Source organism: Streptomyces lasalocidi, assembly GCF_005280215.1.
GTDB lineage: Bacteria > Actinomycetota > Actinomycetes > Streptomycetales > Streptomycetaceae > Streptomyces > Streptomyces longwoodensis.
This window is the reverse complement of the sequence record NZ_SZNQ01000001.1, coordinates 3,288,555-3,309,210: the sequence shown is the minus strand read 5'-3', so window position 1 is coordinate 3,309,210 and position 20,656 is coordinate 3,288,555. Positions and strand designations below refer to the sequence as shown.

Sequence of the window (20,656 nt, the reverse complement as noted above, 5' to 3'; positions counted from 1 at the left end):
GCCCGCGCCTATACCCACGTGTCCAGCCACATCCGCGACCGCCAGGAGTCGATCGGGATGGCCTGGCCCGTGTACAGGGGCCAGAAGTAGATGAAGTTCCAGGCGATCAGGAGGACCAGGACGCCCGCGCCCGTCGCGCCCGCCACGCGGCGGGTGTCCGAGGAGCCCGGTGGGCCGACGATCGCGCCGATCATCATGGCCACCGCCAGGCACAGGAAGGGCAGGAACACGACCGCGTAGAAGAGGAAGATCGTGCGCTCCTGGTACAGGAACCACGGCAGGTAGCCGGCCGCGATGCCGCAGGCGATCGCGCCGGCGCGCCAGTCGCGGCGGAACGCCCAGCGCCACAGGACGTACAGCAGCGCGAAGCAGCCCGCCCACCACAGCAGCGGCGTGCCGAGCGCCAGGACCTCGCGCGCGCACTTCTCGCCGGCGTCCACCGGGCAGCCGTCGGAGCCGGGCGAGGGGGACTCGTAGAAGTACGACACCGGGCGGCCGAGGACCAGCCAGCTCCAGGGGTTGGACTGGTAGGTGTGCGGCGAGGTCAGGTGGGTGTGGAACTCGTAGACCTCGTGCTCGTAGTGCCACAGGCTGCGCCACCAGTCGGGGAACAGCCACGACCAGTCGCCGCCCTTGCCGTCGGTGGCCGCCCAGTTGCGGTAGTAGCCGCCCTTGCCGTCGGCGGGGGACAGGATCCAGCCCGTCCAGGACGCGAGGTAGACGGCCACCGCGACCGGGACCGTCGCGAGGAACGCGAGGCCCGTGTCGTACTTCAGGACGGCCAGGTACGGGTGGCGCGCGCCGGCGACCTTCCGGGACCCGGCGTCCCACAGCAGCGTCATCAGGCAGAACGCGACCATGATGTACAGCCCGTTCCACTTCGTGCCGATCGCCAGGCCGAACATCAGACCGGCCGCCCAGCGCCAGGGGCGCCACCCCAGGCGCAGCCGGTCGCCGACGGACGGGTCCGGGCGGGCCCGGCCGTCCGCGTCGGCGGGCAGCGCCGCCGCCAGCCGCTCGCGCGCCCGGTCCCGGTCGACCACCAGGCACCCGAACGCCGCCAGCACGAAGAACATCAGCACCCCGTCGAGCAGCGAGGTGCGGCTCATCACGAAGTGCAGCCCGTCGACCGCCATCAGGCCGCCCGCCAGACAGCCGAGGAAGGTCGAGCGGAACAGGCGCCGGCCGATCCGGCACAGCATCAGCACCGACAGCGTCCCGAGCACCGCCGTCATGAACCGCCAGCCGAACGGGTCGAACCCGAAGAGCAGTTCACCGAGCCCGATGACGTACTTGCCGACCGGCGGGTGCACCACATACGCCGCGTCCGACGGGATCGTGACGTGGCCGCCGCTGTGGAGGACCAGGTCGTTGGCGTTCTTGTCCCAGTTGACCTCGAAGCCACGGTGGACCAGCGCCCACGCGTCCTTCGCGTAGTACGTCTCGTCGAATATCACCGCCTTGGGACTGCCCAGGTTCCAGAAGCGGATGACGCCCGCCAGCAGCGTCACCAGCAGCGGGCCGAGCCACCCCGACCAGCGCGCGATCCGCTCCGCGAGCACGGGGCGCGCGCCCAGCGCGTCCCACAGCCGCGGGCTGGGCTGTGCGTACGGCGGCACCAGCCGCTCCCGGACGTCGCCGGCCGGCTCCGCCGCATACCCGAAACGGCGCAGCCGTTGCTGCCACGGGGGCCGCTGGTCCTGCGGTGCCTGGGCCAGCCGGTGGTCCGTGGAGTCCGTGGAGGACGCAGTACTGGTCACCGCGCCATCGTAGGGAACACGTCTGTGTGAGTCCCGTGCCTCGCCCCTGCGAGGATGGAAACGTGACAGTTACGCCCGACAGCGCGCCCGGAACCCTCGTCCTCGCCGGCACCCCCATCGGGGACGTCTCGGACGCCCCGCCCCGCCTCGCGCGGGAACTCGCCGACGCGGACGTCGTCGCCGCCGAGGACACCCGCCGGCTGCGCCGCCTCACCCAGGCCCTGGGCGTGACGCCCCGCGGCCGCGTCGTCTCCTACTTCGAGGGCAACGAGGCGGCCCGCACGCCCGAACTGGTCGACGAACTGCTCGGCGGCGCGCGCGTGCTGCTCGTCACCGACGCGGGGATGCCGTCGGTGTCCGACCCCGGGTACCGGCTGGTCGCCGCGGCCGTGGAGAAGGACGTCCGGGTCACCGCGGTGCCCGGGCCGTCGGCGGTGCTGACCGCGCTCGCGCTGTCCGGGCTGCCCGTGGACCGGTTCTGCTTCGAGGGCTTCCTGCCGCGCAAGGCCGGGGAGCGGCTGTCGCGGCTGCGGGAGGTCGCCGAGGAGCGGCGCACCCTCGTCTACTTCGAGGCCCCGCACCGGCTCGACGACACCCTCGCCGCGATGGCCGAGGTGTTCGGCGGCGAGCGGCGCGCCGCGGTGTGCCGGGAGCTGACCAAGACGTACGAGGAGGTACGGCGGGGTCCGCTGGACGAGCTCGCGCGGTGGGCGGCCGAAGGCGTGCGCGGCGAGATCACCGTGGTGGTGAGCGGCGCCCCCGAGCGCGGCCCGGGGGAGATCGGCCCCGAGGAGCTGGTGCGGCGCGTGCGGGTGCGCGAGGAGGCCGGCGAGCGCCGCAAGGAGGCGATCGCGGCGGTGGCGGCGGAGGCGGGGCTGCCCAAGCGCGAGGTGTTCGACGCGGTGGTGGCGGCCAAGCACGGCGGGGCGCAGCCGGCCTGAGAACGGCGTAGATGCCCTCTGAGCAGGGCGCATCTCTCCTGAGCGCACGCCCCATGGCGGGGCAAAAGCGCGGTCGCCGAAGGCAAAGCCGAGCCCCTCGTCGGGCCCGTTTCGACAAGGAACGCCCAAAACGGGTCCAACAGTGGACAGGTCGGCTGCGCTCGCGTCGGCGGAGCAGTCCACTGGACGACAGGGACGCACCCGTCCCGCGCCCCCACCGGGTTCCGGGGGGAATCCCCGCCGGGGCGCCTGTCCAGCGGACAACAGGAGCTGGCATGAGTGAGACCACAGGGCACAACGGCGCGCGCGCCGGTGCCACCGCCGTCGTCAACGAGTCGTACTCCTTCGCCTGCATGCGCTGCGGGCACGGCTGGGAGCAGTCGTACGAGATAGAGCACCACCGGGACGGCGACGGCCACGAGTTCGTGCGGTACGTGGCCGACGGCCGCGTCGTGCCGTCCCCGCTGAGCCGTCCGGCCTGCGTCAACTGCGACGGCAGCGTCGTGCGCATCATGCGGGCCGGCCAGGTCTCGTCGGTGCGCGACGCGGCGCACCGCCCGCACGAGGTGTCCCCGGCCGGACCGGTCGAGGTGCCCGGGCCGTCCGCCGGGGGGCCGGACGGGCCGCACCACTGGCACCTCTCCGACCTGCTGCACCCCTTCCAGCGCCGGGCCAGCTAGCGGCCCCGGGACCGCCCGGGCGTCCTGGTCGCCTTCCGTAGGATCGGGGCATGCCTTCGAACGCCGACCGGGCCGACAAGAACACCGCCCCGCCGCTCCCGCAGCCCCTGCGGGTGCCGGTGGCCGACTCCCACACCCACCTCGACATGCAGTCCGGCACCGTCGAGGAGGGCCTGGCGAAGGCCGCGTCGGTCGGCGTGACCACGGTCGTCCAGGTGGGCTGCGACGTCCGCGGCTCACGCTGGGCGGCCGAGACGGCGGCCGCGTACGAGAACGTCCACGCGGCCGTCGCCCTGCACCCCAACGAGGCCCCGCGCATCGTCCACGGCGACCCCGACGGGTGGTCCCGGCAAGGCGCGCGCGAGCCGGGCGGCACGGCGGCGCTCGACGAGGCGCTGGCCGAGATCGACCGGCTGGCCGCGCTGCCCCACGTGAAGGCCGTCGGCGAGACCGGCCTGGACCACTTCCGCACCGGCGAGGACGGCAAGGAGGCGCAGGAGGCCTCGTTCCGCGCCCACATCGAGATGGCCAAGCGGCACGGCAAGGCCCTCGTCATCCACGACCGCGACGCCCACGCGGACGTGCTGCGCGTGCTGAAGGAGGAGGGCGCCCCCGAGCGCACCGTCTTCCACTGCTACTCCGGTGACGCCGAGATGGCCGAGATCTGCGCCCGGGCCGGATACTTCCTCTCCTTCGCCGGCAACGTCACCTTCAAGAACGCCCAGAACCTGCGCGACGCCCTGGCCGTCACCCCGCTGGAACTGCTGCTGGTGGAGACCGACGCGCCCTTCCTGACCCCGGCGCCGTACCGCGGACGGCCCAACGCGCCGTATCTCATTCCGGTCACGGTGCGCGCCATGGCCGCCGTGCGGGGCCTCGACGAGGACGCCCTGGCGACGGCCCTGGGCGCGAACACCGCGCGCGCCTTCGGCTACTGACCGTATGCCGTACGTCACCGGCCGATAACGGCCGGGGCGCGCCCGCTGCCCGTGTCGTCACGGAGCGTGGTCGCGTCGCTTTGGAGTGTGACCGGTGAGCCGCTAGGTTCTGGGGGCCCGATCCCGACCCCGCTGGACATACGGCCCCCTGGAGCGTGTCGGCGTGAGCGACCCGCAGTACGCGCGCAACGCGCACCACCCGGAGTACCCCGGCCTGCACACCGCGGAGACCGTCCCCCAGGGGGTGTACGGGCCGCCCGAGGGGTACGGCGACCCGTACCCCTACGGCAACCCGTACCTCCACGGCAACCCGTACACCGACGCGTACGCGCACCCGTACGACCGTCCGTACTCCCACCCGTACGCGTACGGGTATCCCCCCGAGCCCCCGCGCGAGCCCGTGCTGCCCCGGCAGACCGGCACCGGCACCGCGACCCTCGTCGCCCCGCCGCCCGCCGGCCTCGCGGACCTGCCGACCGCCACCCTTGTCGACCTCACGGCCGCGCCGCGGCCCGGCCGGGGCCCCCGGGGCCACGAGGTGCAGGAGGAGGCCGCGGCGGCGGCCGGGCCCGGGCCGCGCGCCGGGACGGGGCACCGGGCCGGGCGGCGGCGCAGGACGCGGTTCGCCGAGCGCCCGGACTCGCCGGTGCGCCGGCTGCTGCCGCAGGCGCTGGTCGTCGCCTTCCTGGCCGGCGGCACCACCGCGTTCGTCGCCGAGGACAAGGCCGTCGAACTGACCGTCGACGGCACCCCGCGCACCCTGCACACCTTCGCCGACGACGTGACCGAACTGCTCGCCGAGGAGGGCGTGGCGTTGGGCCCGCACGACGTGGTCGCGCCCGGCCCCGGCACCGGCCTGGGCGACGACGAGGAGGTCGAGGTGCGCTACGGCCGACCCCTGCGGCTGACCCTGGACGGGGAGCGCCACGAGGTGTGGACGACCGAGCGCACCGTCGAGGGGGCGCTCAGACAGCTGGGCGTGCGCGCCGAGGGCGCGTACCTGTCCGCCGCGCGCTCCCGGCCCATCGGGCGCGAGGGGCTCGCGCTGGACGTGCGCACCGAGCGCTCGGTGACGGTCATGGCGGACGGCCGGGCCCGCACCGTGCGGACCAACGCGGCCACCGTGCGCGAGGCCGTCGAGGAGGCCGGCATCACCCTGCGCGGCCAGGACACCACCTCGGTGCCGCCGGACAGCTTCCCGCGCGACGGCCAGACCGTGACCGTGCTGCGCATCACCGGGGGCAGGGAGGTCCGCGAGGAGCCGATCCCGTTCGTCGTGCGGCGCGTCGCCGACCCCACCCAGTTCAAGGGCACGGAGGTCGTCGAGCAGACCGGGCAGCCAGGCCTGCGGCGGGTCACGTACTCCCTGCGCACCGTCAACGGCGTGCGGCTCAAGCCCCGCCGGGTGCGCGCGGAAGTGGTGCGGGTGCCCCGCGCGCAGGTGGTGAAGGTGGGCACCCGGCCGCTGCCCGCGTCCGTGCACGGCGCCGACGGGCTCGACTGGCGGGGCCTCGCCGCCTGCGAGTCCGGCGGCCGGCCCGACGCGGTCGACCCGTCCGGCACCTACGGCGGGCTGTACCAGTTCGACACGCGCACGTGGCACACCCTCGGCGGCAGCGGACGGCCGCAGGACGCGCCCGCGGCGGAACAGACGTACCGCGCGAAGAAGCTGTACGCGCGGCGCGGCGCGAGCCCCTGGCCGCATTGCGGGGCCCGGCTGCACGGCTGAGCCGGGGGCACCGGGACGGGGCCGCGACGTGGTCCGGGGCGGTCGGCGGGCCCCCGTAGTCTTGTCCCGTGAGCAGCAGCCCCACCCCCGACGCCCTCCTGGGCCCCGCCGACGTCCGCGAACTGGCGGCGGCCCTCGGCGTGCGTCCCACCAAGCAGCGCGGCCAGAACTTCGTGATCGACGCGAACACCGTCCGCCGCATCGTCCGCACCGCCGGCGTACGGCCCGACGACGTGGTCGTCGAGGTCGGGCCGGGGCTCGGCTCCCTCACCCTCGCGCTGCTGGAGGCCGCCGACCGGGTCACCGCCGTCGAGATCGACGACGTGCTGGCCGCCGCGCTGCCCGCCACGGTCGCCGCGCGCATGCCGGAGCGGGCCGACCGGTTCGCGCTGGTGCACTCCGACGCGCTGCACGTCACCGAGCTGCCCGGCCCGGCCCCGACGGCCCTGGTCGCCAACCTGCCGTACAACGTGGCGGTGCCGGTGCTGCTGCACATGCTCGACACGTTCCCCGGCATCGAGCGCACCCTCGTGATGGTGCAGGCCGAGGTCGCCGACCGGCTCGCCGCCGCACCCGGCTCGAAGGTGTACGGCGTGCCCTCGGTGAAGGCCAACTGGTACGCGGACGTCAAGCGCGCCGGCGCCATCGGGCGCACGGTCTTCTGGCCCGCGCCCAACGTCGACAGCGGCCTGGTGTCGCTGGTCCGCCGCCGGGAGCCGGTCAGGACGACCGCCTCCAAGAAGGAGGTGTTCGCGGTCGTCGACGCCGCGTTCGCCCAGCGGCGCAAGACGCTGCGCGCCGCGCTCGCCGGGTGGGCCGGCTCCGCGGCCGCCGCCGAGGCCGCCCTCGTCGCCGCCGGGGTCTCCCCGCAGGCCCGCGGCGAGGCCCTCACCGTCGAGGAGTTCGCCCGCATCGCCGAGCACCGCACCGCCCAGCCGGAGGAGAGCGCGTGAGCGTCACCGTGCGCGTGCCCGCGAAGGTCAACGTCCAGCTCGCCGTCGGCGCCGCCCGCCCGGACGGCTTCCACGACCTGGCGAACGTCTTCCTCGCGGTCGGCCTGTACGACGAGGTCACGGTCACCCCGGCCGACGAGCTCCGCGTCACCTGCGCCGGGCCCGACGCCGACCAGGTCCCGCTGGACCGCACCAACCTCGCCGCGCGCGCGGCGATCGCCCTCGCCGGTCGGTACGGCCGCACCCCCGACGTGCACGTCCACATCGCCAAGGACATCCCCGTGGCCGGCGGCATGGCGGGCGGCAGCGCGGACGGCGCCGGCGCGCTGCTCGCCTGCGACGCCCTGTGGGGCACGGGCGCGTCCCGCGCGGAGCTGCTGGAGATCTGCGCCGAGCTCGGCAGCGACGTGCCGTTCAGCCTGGTCGGCGGGGCGGCGCTGGGCACCGGGCGCGGTGAGCTGCTGACCCCGCTGGAGGTCGGCGGCACGTTCCACTGGGTGTTCGCGATGGCCGTGCGCGGGCTGTCCACGCCGGCCGTGTTCCGTGAGTTCGACCGGCTGGCCGAGGGCCGCGCCGTCCCGGAGCCCGTCGCCTCCCGGCCGCTGCTCGACGCGCTCGCCGCGGGCGACCCCGACGCAGTCGCCGCCGCCGTCTCCAACGACCTCCAGCCGGCCGCGCTGTCCCTCTTCCCCGAGCTGGCCGACACCCTCGCCGCGGGGCGCGCGGCCGGTGCCCTGGCCGCGCTGGTCTCCGGCTCCGGACCGACCACCGCGTTCCTCACGCGCGACCCGGCGTCGGCGGCGGCGGTGGCCGAGGCGCTGCTGGCGTCCGGCACCTGCCGCACGGTCCGTGCGGCGGCGGGCCCGGTGGCGGGGGCGACGATCTTGCAGCCGGCGGCGTCGGGCTGAGCGGGGCGCCGCGGGCGACGTGGCCGGCCAGGGCCGTCGTGCGGGTGCGGCGGCGTCGCGGTCGTGCGCGCAGTTCCCCGCGCCCCTGGGGTGGGGACGGTGCCGTTCGGTCACTCCGTGCCGACGCCCGCTGCCCCACGCATGCCCCGAGGCGTCCCTCCCCGGTCCGCCCGACGTGACCGGAGGCCTCCGGCGCCCGACTACCCTGGAGGGTCGAGCGATCCCCCCGGGCAGGAGAGAAATGGCCGTCAACCTGGTCAATGTCGAGAACGTCAGCAAGGTGTACGGCACCCGTGCGCTCCTCGACGGCATCTCGCTCGGCGTGTCCGAAGGGGACCGGATCGGTGTCGTCGGCCGCAACGGCGACGGCAAGACCACCCTGATCCGGATGCTCGCCAAGGTGGAGGAGGCCGACTCGGGCCGGGTCACGCACTCCGGCGGGCTGCGGCTGGGCGTGCTCACCCAGCACGACTCCCTCGACCCCGAGGCCACCGTCCGCCACGAGGTCATCGGCGACATGGCCGACCACGAGTGGGCCGGCAACGCCAAGGTCCGCGACGTGCTCACCGGCCTGTTCGGCGGGCTCGACCTGCCCGGCTTCCCGCAGGGCCTGGACACCGTGATCGGCCCGCTGTCCGGTGGCGAGCGGCGCCGGATCGCGCTGGCCAAGCTGCTCATCGAGGAGCAGGACCTGATCGTCCTGGACGAGCCGACCAACCACCTCGACGTCGAGGGCATCGCCTGGCTGGCCCAGCACCTGCAGACCCGCCGCTCGGCCCTGGTCTGCGTCACCCACGACCGCTGGTTCCTCGACCAGGTCTGCACGCGCATGTGGGACGTGCAGCGCGGTGACGTGCACGAGTACGAGGGCGGCTACTCCGACTACGTCTTCGCCCGCGCCGAACGCGAGCGCATCGCCGCGACCGAGGAGGTCAAGCGGCAGAACCTGGTCCGCAAGGAGCTGGCCTGGCTGCGCCGCGGGGCGCCCGCCCGGACGTCCAAGCCGCGGTTCCGGATCGAGGCGGCCAACGAGCTCATCGCGGACGTGCCGCCGCCGCGCGACACCAGCGAGCTGATGAAGTTCGCGTCCTCGCGGCTCGGCAGGACCGTGTTCGACCTGGAGGACGTCACGGTCCAGGCCGGGCCCAAGGTGCTGCTCAAGCACGTCACCTGGCAGCTCGGACCCGGCGACCGCATCGGCCTGGTCGGCGTCAACGGCGCCGGCAAGACCTCCCTGCTGCGGGCCATGGCGCAGGCGGCGCGCACCCAGGGCGAGACCCAGCCGGCCGGCGGGCGGATCGCCGTGGGCCGGACGGTCAAGCTCGCCTACCTCTCCCAGGAGGTCGACGAACTCGACCCCACCTGGCGGGTCCTGGAGGCCGTGCAGCGCGTCCGCGAGCGGGTCGACCTCGGCAAGGGCCGGGAGATGACCGCCGGGCAGCTGTGCGAGACGTTCGGCTTCGGCAAGGAGAAGCAGTGGACGCCGGTCGGCGACCTCTCCGGCGGTGAGCGGCGCCGGCTCCAGCTGCTGCGGCTGCTCATGGACGAGCCCAACGTGCTGTTCCTGGACGAGCCCACCAACGACCTGGACATCGAGACCCTGACCCAGCTGGAGGACGTCCTCGACGGCTGGCCCGGCTCGATGGTCGTGATCTCCCACGACCGGTTCTTCGTCGAGCGCACCACCGACCGGGTCTTCGCCCTCCTCGGCGACGGCACCCTGCGGATGCTGCCGCGCGGCATCGACGAGTACCTGGAGCGCCGCCGGCGCATGGAGGAGGCCGCCGCGGCCGCCGCCCCCGCGGCGGTCGCGCCGGCCGCCGAGCGCGGCGAGAAGAGCGCCGCCGACCAGCGCGCCGCCAAGAAGGAACTCCAGCGGATCGAGCGGCAGTTGGACAAGCTCTCCGAGCGCGAGTCCAAGCTGCACGCGCAGATCGCCGACAACGCCACCGACTTCGAGAAGGTCGCCCGGCTCGACACCGAGCTGCGCGAGCTGGCCGGTGAGCGCGAGGAGCTGGAGATGCGCTGGCTGGAACTGGCCGAGGACGCCTAGGGGTTGCTCCGGCGCCCGGCGCGGCGGGCCGGGCGCGGTGTTCCCGCCCCGGCGCGCTCCGTCGGCGCGCGCGCCGTGTGAAGGGGGCGTGGAGGCGCGTAACGGGGGCATCACGGGCGGGTTCTCCCTTGGGAACAGCGGCGGGCGCGGGCCGGTGGACCGTCGGTGCCGGGTGATAGAAAGAGCCGTCTGAGAACTGTCTGAGTACGACTCCGGGTCCCGAGCGAACCTCAGGGCGTGGCCGAAAATCAGTGAACGAGGGGGAAGACGCTGATGGCTCAGCCGCCCGATCAGCCTCCGCAGCAGGGTGGTTTCGGACCACCCCCGCACCAGCCGTCCGACCGGCCGCCGCAGGCGCCCGCGACACCGCCCGCGCCGCCGCAGCCCGGCTACGGCTATCCGCAGCAGGCCCCGCCCCCGGCCCCGGGCCCCTACGGCGCACCCCAGCAGCCGGGACCGTACGGCGCACCGCAGCAGCCGGGACCGTACGGCGCACCGCAGCAGCCGGGAGCGTACCCACCGCCCCAGCAGCCGGGCCCCTACGGGGCGCCCCAGCCCGGGCCCTACGCACCCGCCCCGCAGCCGGGGCCGTACGGGCAGCAGCCCGGGTACGGCTACCCGCAGCCGCCGCAGTTCCCCGGCGCGCCCGGAGCCCCCGGCACCCCGCCGTCCGGCTCGCGCAACCCGTTCAAGGGCCGGCCCGCGGTCGTGGTCGCCGCCGCCGTGGCCGCCCTGCTGGTCGTCGGCGGCACGGTGTTCGCGGTGACGCGCGGCGGCGACGACAAGGACGAGAAGCCGGTCGCCGCGCACAGCGACGACGACAAGCCGTCCGCCTCCGAAAGCCCGGTCGACCCCGGCGACGGCAGCGGCGACGGCGGCACCGGCCAACAGGACTTCAACGCGGGCCGCAAGGCCGGCGAGGCCAAGGTCCTCTGGTACAAGGAGGCCCCCGACGCGCCCGCCTCCGGCGCCGAGGCCCCCGGCATGTGGATCACCGGCACCACGGCCGTGAAGGCCGCGTACAAGGAGGTCGTCGGCTACAAGGTCGCCGACGGCACGCCCGCGTGGACCACCGTCACGCTCCCGCAGAAGGTCTGCGCGGTCACCCGGCAGAAGACGGCCGACGACAAGGTCGTCGTGGCGTACATGAGCGGCACCAGCGACCGCGCCAAGTGCAACCAGCTCCAGCAGCTCGACCTGAAGACCGGCGCCAAGGGATGGACGGCCGTCGTCGCCGACGGCGCGCTGTTCGACAGCGCCCTCGACATCGAGCTCTCCCTCACCGGCAACACGCTGGTGGTCGGCCGCTCCCAGTCCGGCACGGCGTACGACGTGCGCACCGGCAAGAAGCTGTGGGACAAGAAGAGTTACGGCGACTCCTGCTTCCCGACCGCGTTCGCGGGCGGCGCCCGGCTGGTGTCCGTGGCGTCCTGCGACGCGACCGGCGCGAAGGAGCACGAGGAGGTCCAGGAGCTGGACCCGGCGACCGGCAAGGCGAAGTGGACCCGCGAGTTCGCCAAGGGCTGGCGGGTGGCGCGGACCTTCTCGCTGGACCCGCTGGTCGTCTACAGCACCAACGAGGACAAGAACACCTGGAACATCTCCACGTTCAAGGCCGACGGCACCGCCCGCTCCCAGGTCGCCTTCGACGGGAACTTCGCCCCCGAGTGCCAGTCGGCCATCCTCCAGCGCGACCTGACGGGCTGTCAGGGTGTGGTGGCCGACGCCAATACCCTCTACCTGCCGACCGACGCCAAGAGCGGCCCGAACGAGATCGTCGCCATCGACCTCTCCTCCGGCAGGCAGAAGTGGCGCGTGAAGTCGCCCGCGGACGAGACGATGCTCCCCGTCCGGCTCGAGGGCGGCGCCCTCGTGGCCTACGTCGAGCCGTCGTACGACGCGGCCGGCCAGGTGGTGTCGATCCCCACCGCCGGGACCGCGCACACCCCGGCGAAGCTGCTCCAGCTCCCGGCGAGCACGACCGCCCTCGAGAGCAGCTTCTACGCCCGTGACCTCGCCTGGACGGACGGGCGGTTCTACCTCTCCAGCACCCGGCTGAACGGGGCGGACGACGCGAAGGAGAAGCTGATGCTCGCCTACGGCAAGTGACACCTCCCCACGGTCCGTCCCCCGAGCTCCTTCCCGACGAGGTACCCACACCATGACCACGCCGCCGCCCCCGCCGCCCCAGCAGCCCCCGCAGGGACCCGGCCCCGGCACCCCCGAGGACCAGCCGCAGGACCAGCCGGGCGGGTCCCAGGACACCACCCCCGCGCAGCAGCCGCCCGGCTTCGGCGCCCCGCAGACCCCGCCCGCCCCGCCGAGCCTGACCAAGGCCCCGCAGCCGGGCTACGGCTACCCGCAGGCACCGCAGGCACCGCAGGCACCGCAGGCACCGCAGGCGTCGCCCGAGCAGCCCCCGGCGCCGGGCGCACCGACGCCCCCGCCCCCGCAGGCCCCGCCCGCGGGCCCGCCCCAGGCGCCGCCCGGCTACGGCTACCCGCAGCAGGCCCCGCCCGCCCAGCCGCCGCAGGGCTACGGCTACCCGACGCCCCCGCAGCCGCAGGGCCCGTACGCCGCCCCGCAGCAGCCCGGCCCCTACGGGCAGCCCTCGCCGTACGCCGCCCAGCCCGGCTACGGCTACCCGGGGCAGCCGGGCCAGCCCGGCCAGCCGGGGTACGGGTATCCCGGACAGCCGACCGTGCCGCTCCAGCCGCAGGCCGTGCCCGGCGGAGGCGGCCGGAAGGTGAACGCGCAGCTGCTGATCATCGTGGCGGCGGTCGTCGCCATCGCGCTGATCGTCGGCGGCGGCATCTGGTACTCGAAGTCGTCCTCCGACGACAACGAGGCGAAGAAGGACGACAAGGCGACCGCCGGGACCTCCAGCGGCAGCACCGGCGGCCAGGACGACAAGGGCACCGGCGGCACCACCGGCGGCGGTTCCGAGAAGGCGCCCGGCGACCCGGCCTCCAAGCTGCTCTTCCAGGTGCCGATGCCGGTCGTCGCCAAGGGCGACAGCGTCGCCGTGGACGGCTCCTGGCTCACCGACAAGGCGTACGTGAAGAGCGGCGTCGCCGAGGTCTCCGGTTACGACAAGAACACCGGCGCCAAGCTGTGGACGGTCAAGCTGCCCGGCCCGGTGTGCGAGGCGAGCCGGCACATGACCAAGGACTACCGCACCGCCGTCCTGTTCCAGCCGAAGATGCCCGCCAAGAACTCCTCGGCCGGGTGCAGCGAGGTCGCGGCGCTGGACCTCGCGGCCGGCAAGCAGCTGTGGCGCAAGACCGTCTCCTCCGGCGACTACCCGGTCACCTTCGACAACGTCACCGTGAGCGGGAACACCGTCGCCGCGGGCAGCACCGACGGCGGCGCGGCCTTCGACATCGCCAGCGGCAAGGTGCTGTGGTCGCCCAAGGCGTCCGACAGCTGCTACGACGCCGGCTACGGCGGCGGCCCGAAGCTGGTGGCGCTGCGCAAGTGCGGCTCGTACGACAACCCGGAGCTGCACGTCCAGACCATCGACCCGGTCTCCGGGAAGGTGCTGTCCGAGTACAAGATGACCGCGGGCATCGAGTACGCCTCGATCGTCTCCACCGACCCGCTGGTGGTGGCCGCCGACGTCGGCGACAGCGCCGGTGACGGCAGCGGCATCTCGGACTTCTTCTCCGTCGACAACAAGACCGGCAAGCTGATCACCCGCATCTCCGCGCCGGGCGACCAGTACGCGGCCGACTGCGAGGGCATCACCCGCATCGAGGCCTGCACGGGCCTCGCGGTCGGCGCCGGCCGCCTGTACGTGCCGACCGAGGAGCACGACGGCACCGGTGACTACAGCCGCACCAACGAGGTCGTCGCCTTCGACCTGGCCACCGGCAAGCAGACCGGTCAGCGCGCGGACGCGGGCGACGGCTACACGATCGTGCCGCTGCGCATGGACGGCGCCGACGTGATCGCGTACAAGCGGCCGCCGTACGACAAGGGCGGGCAGATCGTCAGCATCGACGGCACCACGTTCAAGCAGACGACGCTGATGCAGAACCCGGGCACCGATTCGGTGCGCGACCTGGAGAGCAACTACCTGCCGCAGTACTCGGAGATCATCTACTCCGACGGCCGGCTGTACATGGCCGGCGTGTACGCCGACGTCTCCAGCACCGGCGACAAGGAGTACCTGGCGATCGGGTTCGGCACCGGAAGCTGAGCACCGCCGCCCGCCGCGTCACCGCCGCCACGGCCCCGTCCCCTCCCCGGGGGCGGGGCCGTGCGCGCGTCCGTCGCGTGCCGGGCGCGGTGGCCGCCCCGCGGTGCGCCCGCGTGCGCGCGGAACGCCGGAAAGTCCTCCGATCCGGGTCGGTTCTCGCCGGTAGGGGCAGCGCGATGTCGAACAAGCGTGTAGCTTCCGGGGGCATGAAACGGGCGGGGGAGCCGGGGGGCACCGCGTCCGACCGGCACCGTGGTGGGCATCCATGGGGGGACTGGGGGGTTGCTCGATGGGAGTGCGGCTCATGGTGGTCGACGACCACCGACTGCTCGCCGAGGCGTTGGCCTCGGCACTGAAACTGCGCGGGCACCGGGTGCTGGCGGCGGCCGCGCCGGCCGCGGGGGCGGCGGAACTGGTGATCAGCCGGGCGCCGGAGGTGTGCCTGCTGGGCACGGCGGCCCCGGCCGCGCCGGGGACCTTCGACCCGGTGGTCCGCATCAAGCGGGAGCGCCCGCAGGTGGCGGTGCTGGTCCTGGGCCCGGTGCCCGACCCCCGGGGCATCGCGGCCGCGTTCGCGGCGGGCGCCTGCGGCTACGTGCGGCACGACGAGCGCATCGAGGGGGTCGAGCGGGCGATCATGAAGGCGCGGGCGGGTGAGGCCGCCGTGGCCCCGCAGCTGTTGCAGGGGGCGTTCAGCGAGCTGCTGAACCCGGCCGCGCAGCCCGACGACGAGGGCCAGCGGCTCCTGCAGATGCTCACCCCGCGCGAGGTGGAGGTCCTGGTCCGGGTCGCGGACGGCGAGGACACCCGGGTGATCGCGGCCGGCATGGGCATCGCGCCCTCCACGGCCCGCACCCACGTGCAGCGGGTGCTGATGAAGCTGGGCGTCGGCTCCCGCCTGGAGGCGGCGGCCCTCGCGGCCCGCACCGGCCTGCTGGACCGGGCGGGCGCCCGGGGCGCGGCCGACGGCGGTCCGGTGCTCTGAGGGGCGACCCGGACGTACGGCTGGGTGCACCCGTACGGGGCCGGAGTTCCCGTGGACTCCGGCCCCGTACCCGTACCCGCGGCGACTACGGCGTGGGCCGGCCGGGCTCGCCCGCTTCCCCGTCCTCCGTCAGCGGCGGAGGCGTGGGGGCCGCGGTGGGCCGCAGCTTCAGCCAGACCAGGAAGAACAGGCCGAGCAGCAGCATGCCCAGCCCGGTCCAGAGGTTGATGTTGACGCCCTCGGCCTTGTCGAGGTCGGCGTCGGACACGGTGAAGCCGGCGATCATGACGATGACGCCGTAGAGGACGAACAGGCCGCCGATGATGCGGCGGATGTCGAAGAGGCGCGCGGCCGTCGCGGACTTGCCCTCGAGGTCGGTGACCTCGCGCTGGACGTCGTGCTCGGAGTACCCGTGGTGCTCGGACATGGTTCCTCAATCCTCCCGCGATCAGAACGAGAACGGGATGTAGCAGGCGGCCGCCAGGACGATCGCGCCCCAGCCCAGCAGGGCCGGCCTGCGGTACCAGGCGTCGTCGCCCGCGGCGGGCGGCTCCTGCATGCCGGGCGAGCGGGTGCCGTAGACCAGGCCCTGGAGCTCGGCGGCCGGCTTCGGCGCGGTGAACAGCGAGACGACGACCATGACGACGGCGCCGGCGACGAAGCCGACGATCGCGGAGACGAAGTTGGCGCCCTGGTCGGAGGGGATGTCGACGATTCCCTGCTTGTAGATCCAGAAGTAGTTCACCATCGCCGCGACCGTGCCCGCGAGCAGACCCCAGAAGCCGGACTTCGCCGACGCGCGCTTCCAGAACATGCCGACGATGAAGACGACGAACATCGGGACGTTGAAGAAGGAGAACAGCGTCTGCAGGTAGCTCATGATGTTCGAGAACGACGACGCGAGGAACGCCGTGCCGACGGACGCGGCGACGCCGATCACGGTGATCAGGCGGCCGAACCGCACGTAGTAGCCGTCCTCGCGGCCCCGGACGACGTAGCGGGCCCAGATGTCGTTGGTGAACACCGTGTTGAAGGACGACACGTTCGCCGCCATGCCCGCCATGAAGGCGGCCAGCAGACCGGTGACCGCGATGCCGAGCACACCATTGGGCAGCAACTGCTCCATCAGGTACGGGATGGCGTCGTTGTACTGGTAACCGGAGTCGGCGGTGCCGAAGCCGGGGATCAGGGCGGCGGCGGTCAGGCCCGGGATCATCACCAGGAACACGATGAAGATCTTCGGGAACGCGGCGATCAGGGGCGTGCGCTGGGCCGCGGAGAGGTTCTTCGCGGACAGGGCGCGCTGCACCTCGGCGAAGTTGGTCGTCCAGTAGCCGAACGAGAGGACGAAGCCGAGGCCGAGGACGATGGTGAGCCAGTTGGCGCCGAGCGGGTTTTCGCTGCCGATGCCGGTGCCGCCCCAGGCGGTGGTGAAGTTCTCGCCGTGGGTCGCCGTCAGCTTGTCGGTCAGGCCGCCCCAGCCGCCGACCTTCTTCAGGCCCAGCACGACCAGCGGGATGAGGGCCGCCAGGATCACGAAGAACTGCAGGACCTCGTTGTAGATGGCGGAGGACAGGCCGCCGAGGGTGATGTACCCGAGAACGAAGGCGCCCGCGACCACGATCGCCACCCACTGCGGCCAGCCCAGCAGCGCCTCGACGACGATCGCCAGGGCGTAGAGGTTGACGCCGGCGATCAGGATGGCGGCGAAGGCGAACAGGGCCGAACTGAGCAGGTGCGCCCACTTGTCGAAGCGCAGCAGCAGCATCTCGGGGACCGAACGGACCTTGCTGCCGTAGTAGAAGGGCATCATCACCAGGCCGAGGAAGACCATGGCCGGGATGGCGCCGATCCAGTACCAGTGCACCGTGTAGGCGCCGTACTGGGCGCTGTTGGCCGCCATGCCGAGGATCTCGGTGGCGGCGAGGTTCGCCGAGATGAAGGCCAGGCCGGTGATCCAGGCGGGCAGCGACCGCCCGGAGAGGAAGAAGTCCAGGCTGGTCTTCACCGATCTGCGGGCCGCGAAGCCGATGCCCAGGACCACGACGAAGTAGATGGCGAGAATCGTGTAGTCGAGTGCGTTCGTGGGGAGTCGGAGCTCGGCCGCCAGGTTGAGTACAGGGGTGTCCGTGGGGGTTTGCATGGAATCTCGCTTCGTTGCGTGAACAGATCCAGAGCGGAACCTACGCCTTTGCGTTCAGCAATTGAACACTTCAGGTGCTCGTTTTTGTTTGATCGTGACGTTGACTCCCCATGGTGGGTTGTGATGTGTTATGTTTGATTATGTTGAGTGAGGAGTCCGACGTGAAGAAGACTTCGACCCGGCTGGCCGACGGTCGCGAACTGATCTACTTCGACCTGCGCGACGACCGGGTGCGTGACGCCGTCGACCGCCGGCCGCTGGAGCCGACGCGGACGACCTCGGAGGTCCGGCGCGACCCCCTGCTCGGCGACTCCATCGCCGTCGCCTCCCACCGGCAGGGCCGCACCTACCACCCCCCGGCCGACGAATGCCCCCTGTGCCCGTCCCGGGACGGGCGGCTGAGCGAGATCCCCGACTCGACGTACGACGTCGTGGTCTTCGAGAACCGTTTCCCCTCCCTCGCCGGCGACTCCGGCCGCTGCGAGGTGGTCTGCTTCACCGAGGACCACGACGCGTCCTTCGCCGCCCTCACCGAGGAGCAGGCGCGGCTCGTCCTGGACGCGTGGACCGACCGGACGTCCGAGCTGTCGCATCTGCCCTCCGTGGAACAGGTGTTCTGCTTCGAGAACCGTGGCGCCGAGATCGGGGTGACGCTGGGTCACCCGCACGGGCAGATCTACGCCTACCCCTTCACCACGCCCCGCACCGCCCTGATGCTGCGCCAGGTGGCCGCGCACAAGGAGGCGACCGGCGGGGAGAACCTGTTCGACGCCGTCGTGGAGCGCGAACGCGCCGACGAGCGGGTCGTCCTGGAGGGTGAACACTGGGTGGCCTTCGTGCCGTACGCCGCGCACTGGCCGTACGAGGTGCACCTCTACCCCAAGCGGCGGGTGCCCGACCTGCTCGCGCTGGACGAGGCGGCGCGCACAGAATTTCCCCAGGTCTACCTGGAACTCTTGAGGCGCTTCGACCGGATCTTCGGCGAGGGTGAGCCGCCGACGCCGTACATCGCCGCCTGGCACCAGGCGCCGTTCGGCCGGCTGGAGGAGTTCGAGGGCGTCAACCGCGACGACTTCGCGCTGCACCTCGAGCTTTTCACCATCCGCCGCACTTCCGGCAAGCTGAAGTTCCTCGCGGGTTCCGAGTCCGGCATGAACGTGTTCATCAACGACATCCGGCCGGAGGCCGCGGCCGAGCGACTGCGAGAGGTAGCGAGTTCATGAGCGGTAAGTACCTGGTCACGGGTGGCGCGGGGTACGTCGGCAGCGTGGTCGCCCAGCACCTGCTGGAGGCCGGCCACGAGGTGACGGTCCTCGACAACCTCTCCACGGGCTTCCGCGAGGGCGTCCCGGCCGGCGCCTCCTTCGTCGAGGGCGACATCCGGGACGCCGCCAAGTGGCTCGACGCCTCCTTCGACGCCGTGCTGCACTTCGCCGCCTCCTCCCAGGTCGGCGAGTCCGTCGTCAAGCCGGAGAAGTACTGGGACAACAACGTCGGCGGCACCATGGCGCTGCTCACCGCCATGCGCGAGGCCGGCGTGCGCACCCTGGTGTTCTCCTCCACCGCCGCCACCTACGGCGAGCCCGACGAGGTCCCGATCGTCGAGAGCGCCCGCACACAGCCGACCAACCCCTACGGCGCCTCCAAGCTGGCCGTCGACCACATGATCACCGGCGAGGCGGCGGCCCACGGCCTGGGCGCGGTATCCCTGCGCTACTTCAACGTGGCCGGCGCGTACGGCGCGTACGGCGAGCGCCACCAGCCCGAGTCGCACCTGATCCCGCTGGTCCTCCAGGTCGCCCAGGGCCGCCGGGACGCCATCTCCGTCTACGGCGACGACTACCCGACCCCCGACGGCACCTGCGTGCGCGACTACATCCACGTCGCCGACCTGGCCGAGGCCCACCTGCTCGCGCTGGAGGCCGCCCGGTCCGGCGAGCACCTCATCTGCAACCTCGGCAACGGCAACGGCTTCTCGGTCCGCGAGGTCGTCGAGACGGTCCGCCGGGTCACCGGCCACCCGATCCCCGAGGTCGTGGCCCCCCGCCGCGGCGGCGACCCGGCCGTCCTGGTCGCCTCGGCGGCCACCGCCCGCGAGAAGCTCGGCTGGAACCCGTCCCGCGCGGACCTCGCGGGCATCGTCGCGGACGCGTGGGAGTTCGCACAGCGGATCACGGAGGAGCAGTAGTGGCGGCACAGCAGGTACGCGCCCGGTTCACGGAGCTCTACGGCACCGAGCCCGGGGGCGTGTGGTCGGCGCCCGGCCGCGTCAACCTCATCGGTGAGCACACCGACTACAACGACGGCTTCGTGATGCCCTTCGCGCTGCCGCACACCGCCGTCGCCGCCGTCGCGCGCCGCGACGACGGCGTGCTGCGCCTGCACTCCGAGGACGTCGAGGGCGGCGTCGCCGAGCTGGTGCTCGCCGACCTGGCGCCCGGGACCGACCGCGACTGGACGGCGTACCCGGCGGGCGTGGTGTGGGCGCTGCGCGAGGCCGGCCACGCGGTGACCGGCGCCGACGTGCACCTCGCCTCGACCGTCCCGGCGGGCGCCGGCCTGTCCTCGTCGGCGGCCCTGGAGGTCGTGGTCGCCCTCGCGCTGAACGACCTGTACCAACTGGGCCTGCAGCGCTGGCAGCTGGCCCGGCTGTGCCAGCGCGCCGAGAACGTCTACGTCGGCGCGCCCACCGGGATCATGGACCAGACGGCCTCCGCGTGCTGCGAGGAGGGCCATGCGCTCTTCCTCGACACCCGCGACCTGTCCCAGCGGCAGATCCCCTTCGACCTGGCCGCCGAGGGCATGCGGCTGCTGGTCGTCGACACCCGCGTCAAGCACGCGCACAACGAGGGCGAGTACGGCAAGCGCCGCTCCGGCTGCGAGCAGGGCGCCGCGCTGCTCGGCGTCGACGCGCTGCGGGACGTCCCCTTCGACGACCTGGACGAAGCCCTGGCCCGGCTCCGCACCGAGGCCGGGAACGCACCGGACGCCGAGGAGGTCGTGCGGCTGGTGCGGCACGTGGTCACCGAGGACCACCGGGTCGAACGCGTCGTCTCGCTGCTGGAGTCGGGCGACACGCGGGCCATCGGCCCGGTCCTGACCGAGGGGCACGCCTCGCTGCGGGACGACTTCCGCGTCTCCTGCCCCGAGCTGGACCTGGTCGTGGACACGGCGCTGGCGGCCGGTGCGCTCGGCGCCCGGATGACCGGCGGCGGCTTCGGCGGCTCGGCGATCGTCCTGGCCGAGGCGTCCGACGTGGACACCATCGGCAAGGCGGTCGAAGAGGCGTTCGCGGGGGCCGGGTTCACCGCCCCGCGCGTGTTCGAGGCGGTCCCCGCGGCGGGGGCCCGTCGCCTGGCCTGACC

At 73.3% G+C, this 20,656-nt stretch carries 16 protein-coding genes; 13 read left to right on the top strand and 3 right to left on the bottom strand.

Features of this window, described 5'->3' with window-relative positions:
* Positions 1-8 precede the first annotated feature (8 nt).
* On the bottom strand, positions 9-1,760 hold the full coding sequence (locus tag E4U91_RS14635) for a dolichyl-phosphate-mannose--protein mannosyltransferase (protein ID WP_137307268.1): 1,752 nt from the start codon (positions 1,758-1,760) through the stop codon (positions 9-11).
* 62 nt (positions 1,761-1,822) lie between these two features.
* Here E4U91_RS14635 and rsmI point away from each other — a divergent pair, with 62 nt between their 5' ends.
* The 10 genes from rsmI to E4U91_RS14585 all read left to right on the top strand — a co-directional run bounded on the left by rsmI (position 1,823) and on the right by E4U91_RS14585 (position 15,148).
* Positions 1,823-2,701, top strand: coding sequence for a 16S rRNA (cytidine(1402)-2'-O)-methyltransferase (gene rsmI / locus E4U91_RS14630; protein ID WP_137307267.1), 879 nt, complete (start codon positions 1,823-1,825; stop codon positions 2,699-2,701).
* A 275-nt stretch (positions 2,702-2,976) separates the two neighbouring features.
* A complete protein-coding gene (locus tag E4U91_RS14625) occupies positions 2,977-3,381 on the top strand; it encodes a hypothetical protein (protein WP_137307266.1) in 405 nt (134 codons plus the stop codon).
* A gap of 50 nt (positions 3,382-3,431) precedes the next feature.
* On the top strand, positions 3,432-4,319 hold the full coding sequence (locus E4U91_RS14620) for a TatD family hydrolase (protein WP_137307265.1): 888 nt from the start codon (positions 3,432-3,434) through the stop codon (positions 4,317-4,319).
* A gap of 163 nt (positions 4,320-4,482) precedes the next feature.
* A complete protein-coding gene (locus E4U91_RS14615; protein WP_277755300.1) occupies positions 4,483-6,048 on the top strand; it encodes a resuscitation-promoting factor in 1,566 nt (521 codons plus the stop codon).
* Between the two features lie 68 nt (positions 6,049-6,116).
* On the top strand, positions 6,117-7,001 hold the full coding sequence (gene rsmA / locus E4U91_RS14610) for a 16S rRNA (adenine(1518)-N(6)/adenine(1519)-N(6))-dimethyltransferase RsmA (RefSeq protein ID WP_137307264.1): 885 nt from the start codon (positions 6,117-6,119) through the stop codon (positions 6,999-7,001).
* On the top strand, positions 6,998-7,909 hold the full coding sequence (locus E4U91_RS14605; RefSeq protein ID WP_137307263.1) for a 4-(cytidine 5'-diphospho)-2-C-methyl-D-erythritol kinase: 912 nt from the start codon (positions 6,998-7,000) through the stop codon (positions 7,907-7,909). The genes rsmA and E4U91_RS14605 overlap by 4 nt, the downstream gene beginning before the upstream one ends.
* A gap of 241 nt (positions 7,910-8,150) precedes the next feature.
* Positions 8,151-9,962: an ABC-F family ATP-binding cassette domain-containing protein gene (locus tag E4U91_RS14600; RefSeq protein WP_137307262.1), complete on the top strand. Its 1,812-nt coding sequence runs from the start codon at positions 8,151-8,153 to the stop codon at positions 9,960-9,962.
* A 273-nt stretch (positions 9,963-10,235) separates the two neighbouring features.
* Positions 10,236-12,071 carry an outer membrane protein assembly factor BamB family protein gene (locus E4U91_RS14595; protein WP_137307261.1) on the top strand — a complete coding sequence of 612 codons (1,836 nt, stop codon included), beginning with the start codon at positions 10,236-10,238 and terminating at the stop codon, positions 12,069-12,071.
* Between the two features lie 52 nt (positions 12,072-12,123).
* Positions 12,124-14,163, top strand: coding sequence for an outer membrane protein assembly factor BamB family protein (locus E4U91_RS14590; RefSeq protein WP_137307260.1), 2,040 nt, complete (start codon positions 12,124-12,126; stop codon positions 14,161-14,163).
* Between the two features lie 289 nt (positions 14,164-14,452).
* On the top strand, positions 14,453-15,148 hold the full coding sequence (locus tag E4U91_RS14585; RefSeq protein ID WP_067234003.1) for a helix-turn-helix transcriptional regulator: 696 nt from the start codon (positions 14,453-14,455) through the stop codon (positions 15,146-15,148).
* An 85-nt stretch (positions 15,149-15,233) separates the two neighbouring features.
* Here E4U91_RS14585 and E4U91_RS14580 read toward each other — a convergent pair whose 3' ends face one another.
* Together E4U91_RS14580 and E4U91_RS14575 are read right to left on the bottom strand one after the other, a co-directional pair.
* Entirely contained in the window at positions 15,234-15,575 is a 342-nt protein-coding gene (locus tag E4U91_RS14580; protein ID WP_137307259.1) for a hypothetical protein, read from the bottom strand.
* A 21-nt stretch (positions 15,576-15,596) separates the two neighbouring features.
* Positions 15,597-17,291, bottom strand: coding sequence for a sodium:solute symporter family protein (locus E4U91_RS14575; protein WP_137307258.1), 1,695 nt, complete (start codon positions 17,289-17,291; stop codon positions 15,597-15,599).
* A gap of 161 nt (positions 17,292-17,452) precedes the next feature.
* On the opposite strand from E4U91_RS14575, the gene galT reads away from it, so the two are divergent.
* The 3 genes from galT to galK are packed head-to-tail and all read left to right on the top strand — an operon-like array spanning position 17,453 to position 20,654.
* Positions 17,453-18,514: a galactose-1-phosphate uridylyltransferase gene (gene galT / locus E4U91_RS14570; protein ID WP_137307257.1), complete on the top strand. Its 1,062-nt coding sequence runs from the start codon at positions 17,453-17,455 to the stop codon at positions 18,512-18,514.
* Positions 18,511-19,479 carry a UDP-glucose 4-epimerase GalE gene (gene galE, locus E4U91_RS14565; RefSeq protein ID WP_137307256.1) on the top strand — a complete coding sequence of 323 codons (969 nt, stop codon included), beginning with the start codon at positions 18,511-18,513 and terminating at the stop codon, positions 19,477-19,479. Before galT ends, galE begins: the two co-directional genes overlap by 4 nt.
* Complete coding sequence (gene galK, locus E4U91_RS14560; RefSeq protein WP_137307255.1) at positions 19,479-20,654, top strand: galactokinase; 1,176 nt, start codon at positions 19,479-19,481, stop codon at positions 20,652-20,654. The genes galE and galK overlap by 1 nt, the downstream gene beginning before the upstream one ends.
* The last annotated feature ends 2 nt before the right edge of the window (positions 20,655-20,656 follow it).

Coding starts and splice junctions, on each gene's coding strand:
- E4U91_RS14585 (WP_067234003.1), top strand. CDS start 14,453: ATGGGAGTGCGGCTCATGGTGGTCGACGACCACCGACTGCTCGCCGAG.
- galE (WP_137307256.1), top strand. CDS start 18,511: ATGAGCGGTAAGTACCTGGTCACGGGTGGCGCGGGGTACGTCGGCAGC.
- E4U91_RS14620 (WP_137307265.1), top strand. CDS start 3,432: ATGCCTTCGAACGCCGACCGGGCCGACAAGAACACCGCCCCGCCGCTC.
- E4U91_RS14580 (WP_137307259.1), bottom strand. CDS start 15,575: ATGTCCGAGCACCACGGGTACTCCGAGCACGACGTCCAGCGCGAGGTC.
- E4U91_RS14600 (WP_137307262.1), top strand. CDS start 8,151: ATGGCCGTCAACCTGGTCAATGTCGAGAACGTCAGCAAGGTGTACGGC.
- E4U91_RS14590 (WP_137307260.1), top strand. CDS start 12,124: ATGACCACGCCGCCGCCCCCGCCGCCCCAGCAGCCCCCGCAGGGACCC.
- E4U91_RS14625 (WP_137307266.1), top strand. CDS start 2,977: ATGAGTGAGACCACAGGGCACAACGGCGCGCGCGCCGGTGCCACCGCC.
- E4U91_RS14575 (WP_137307258.1), bottom strand. CDS start 17,291: ATGCAAACCCCCACGGACACCCCTGTACTCAACCTGGCGGCCGAGCTC.
- E4U91_RS14595 (WP_137307261.1), top strand. CDS start 10,236: ATGGCTCAGCCGCCCGATCAGCCTCCGCAGCAGGGTGGTTTCGGACCA.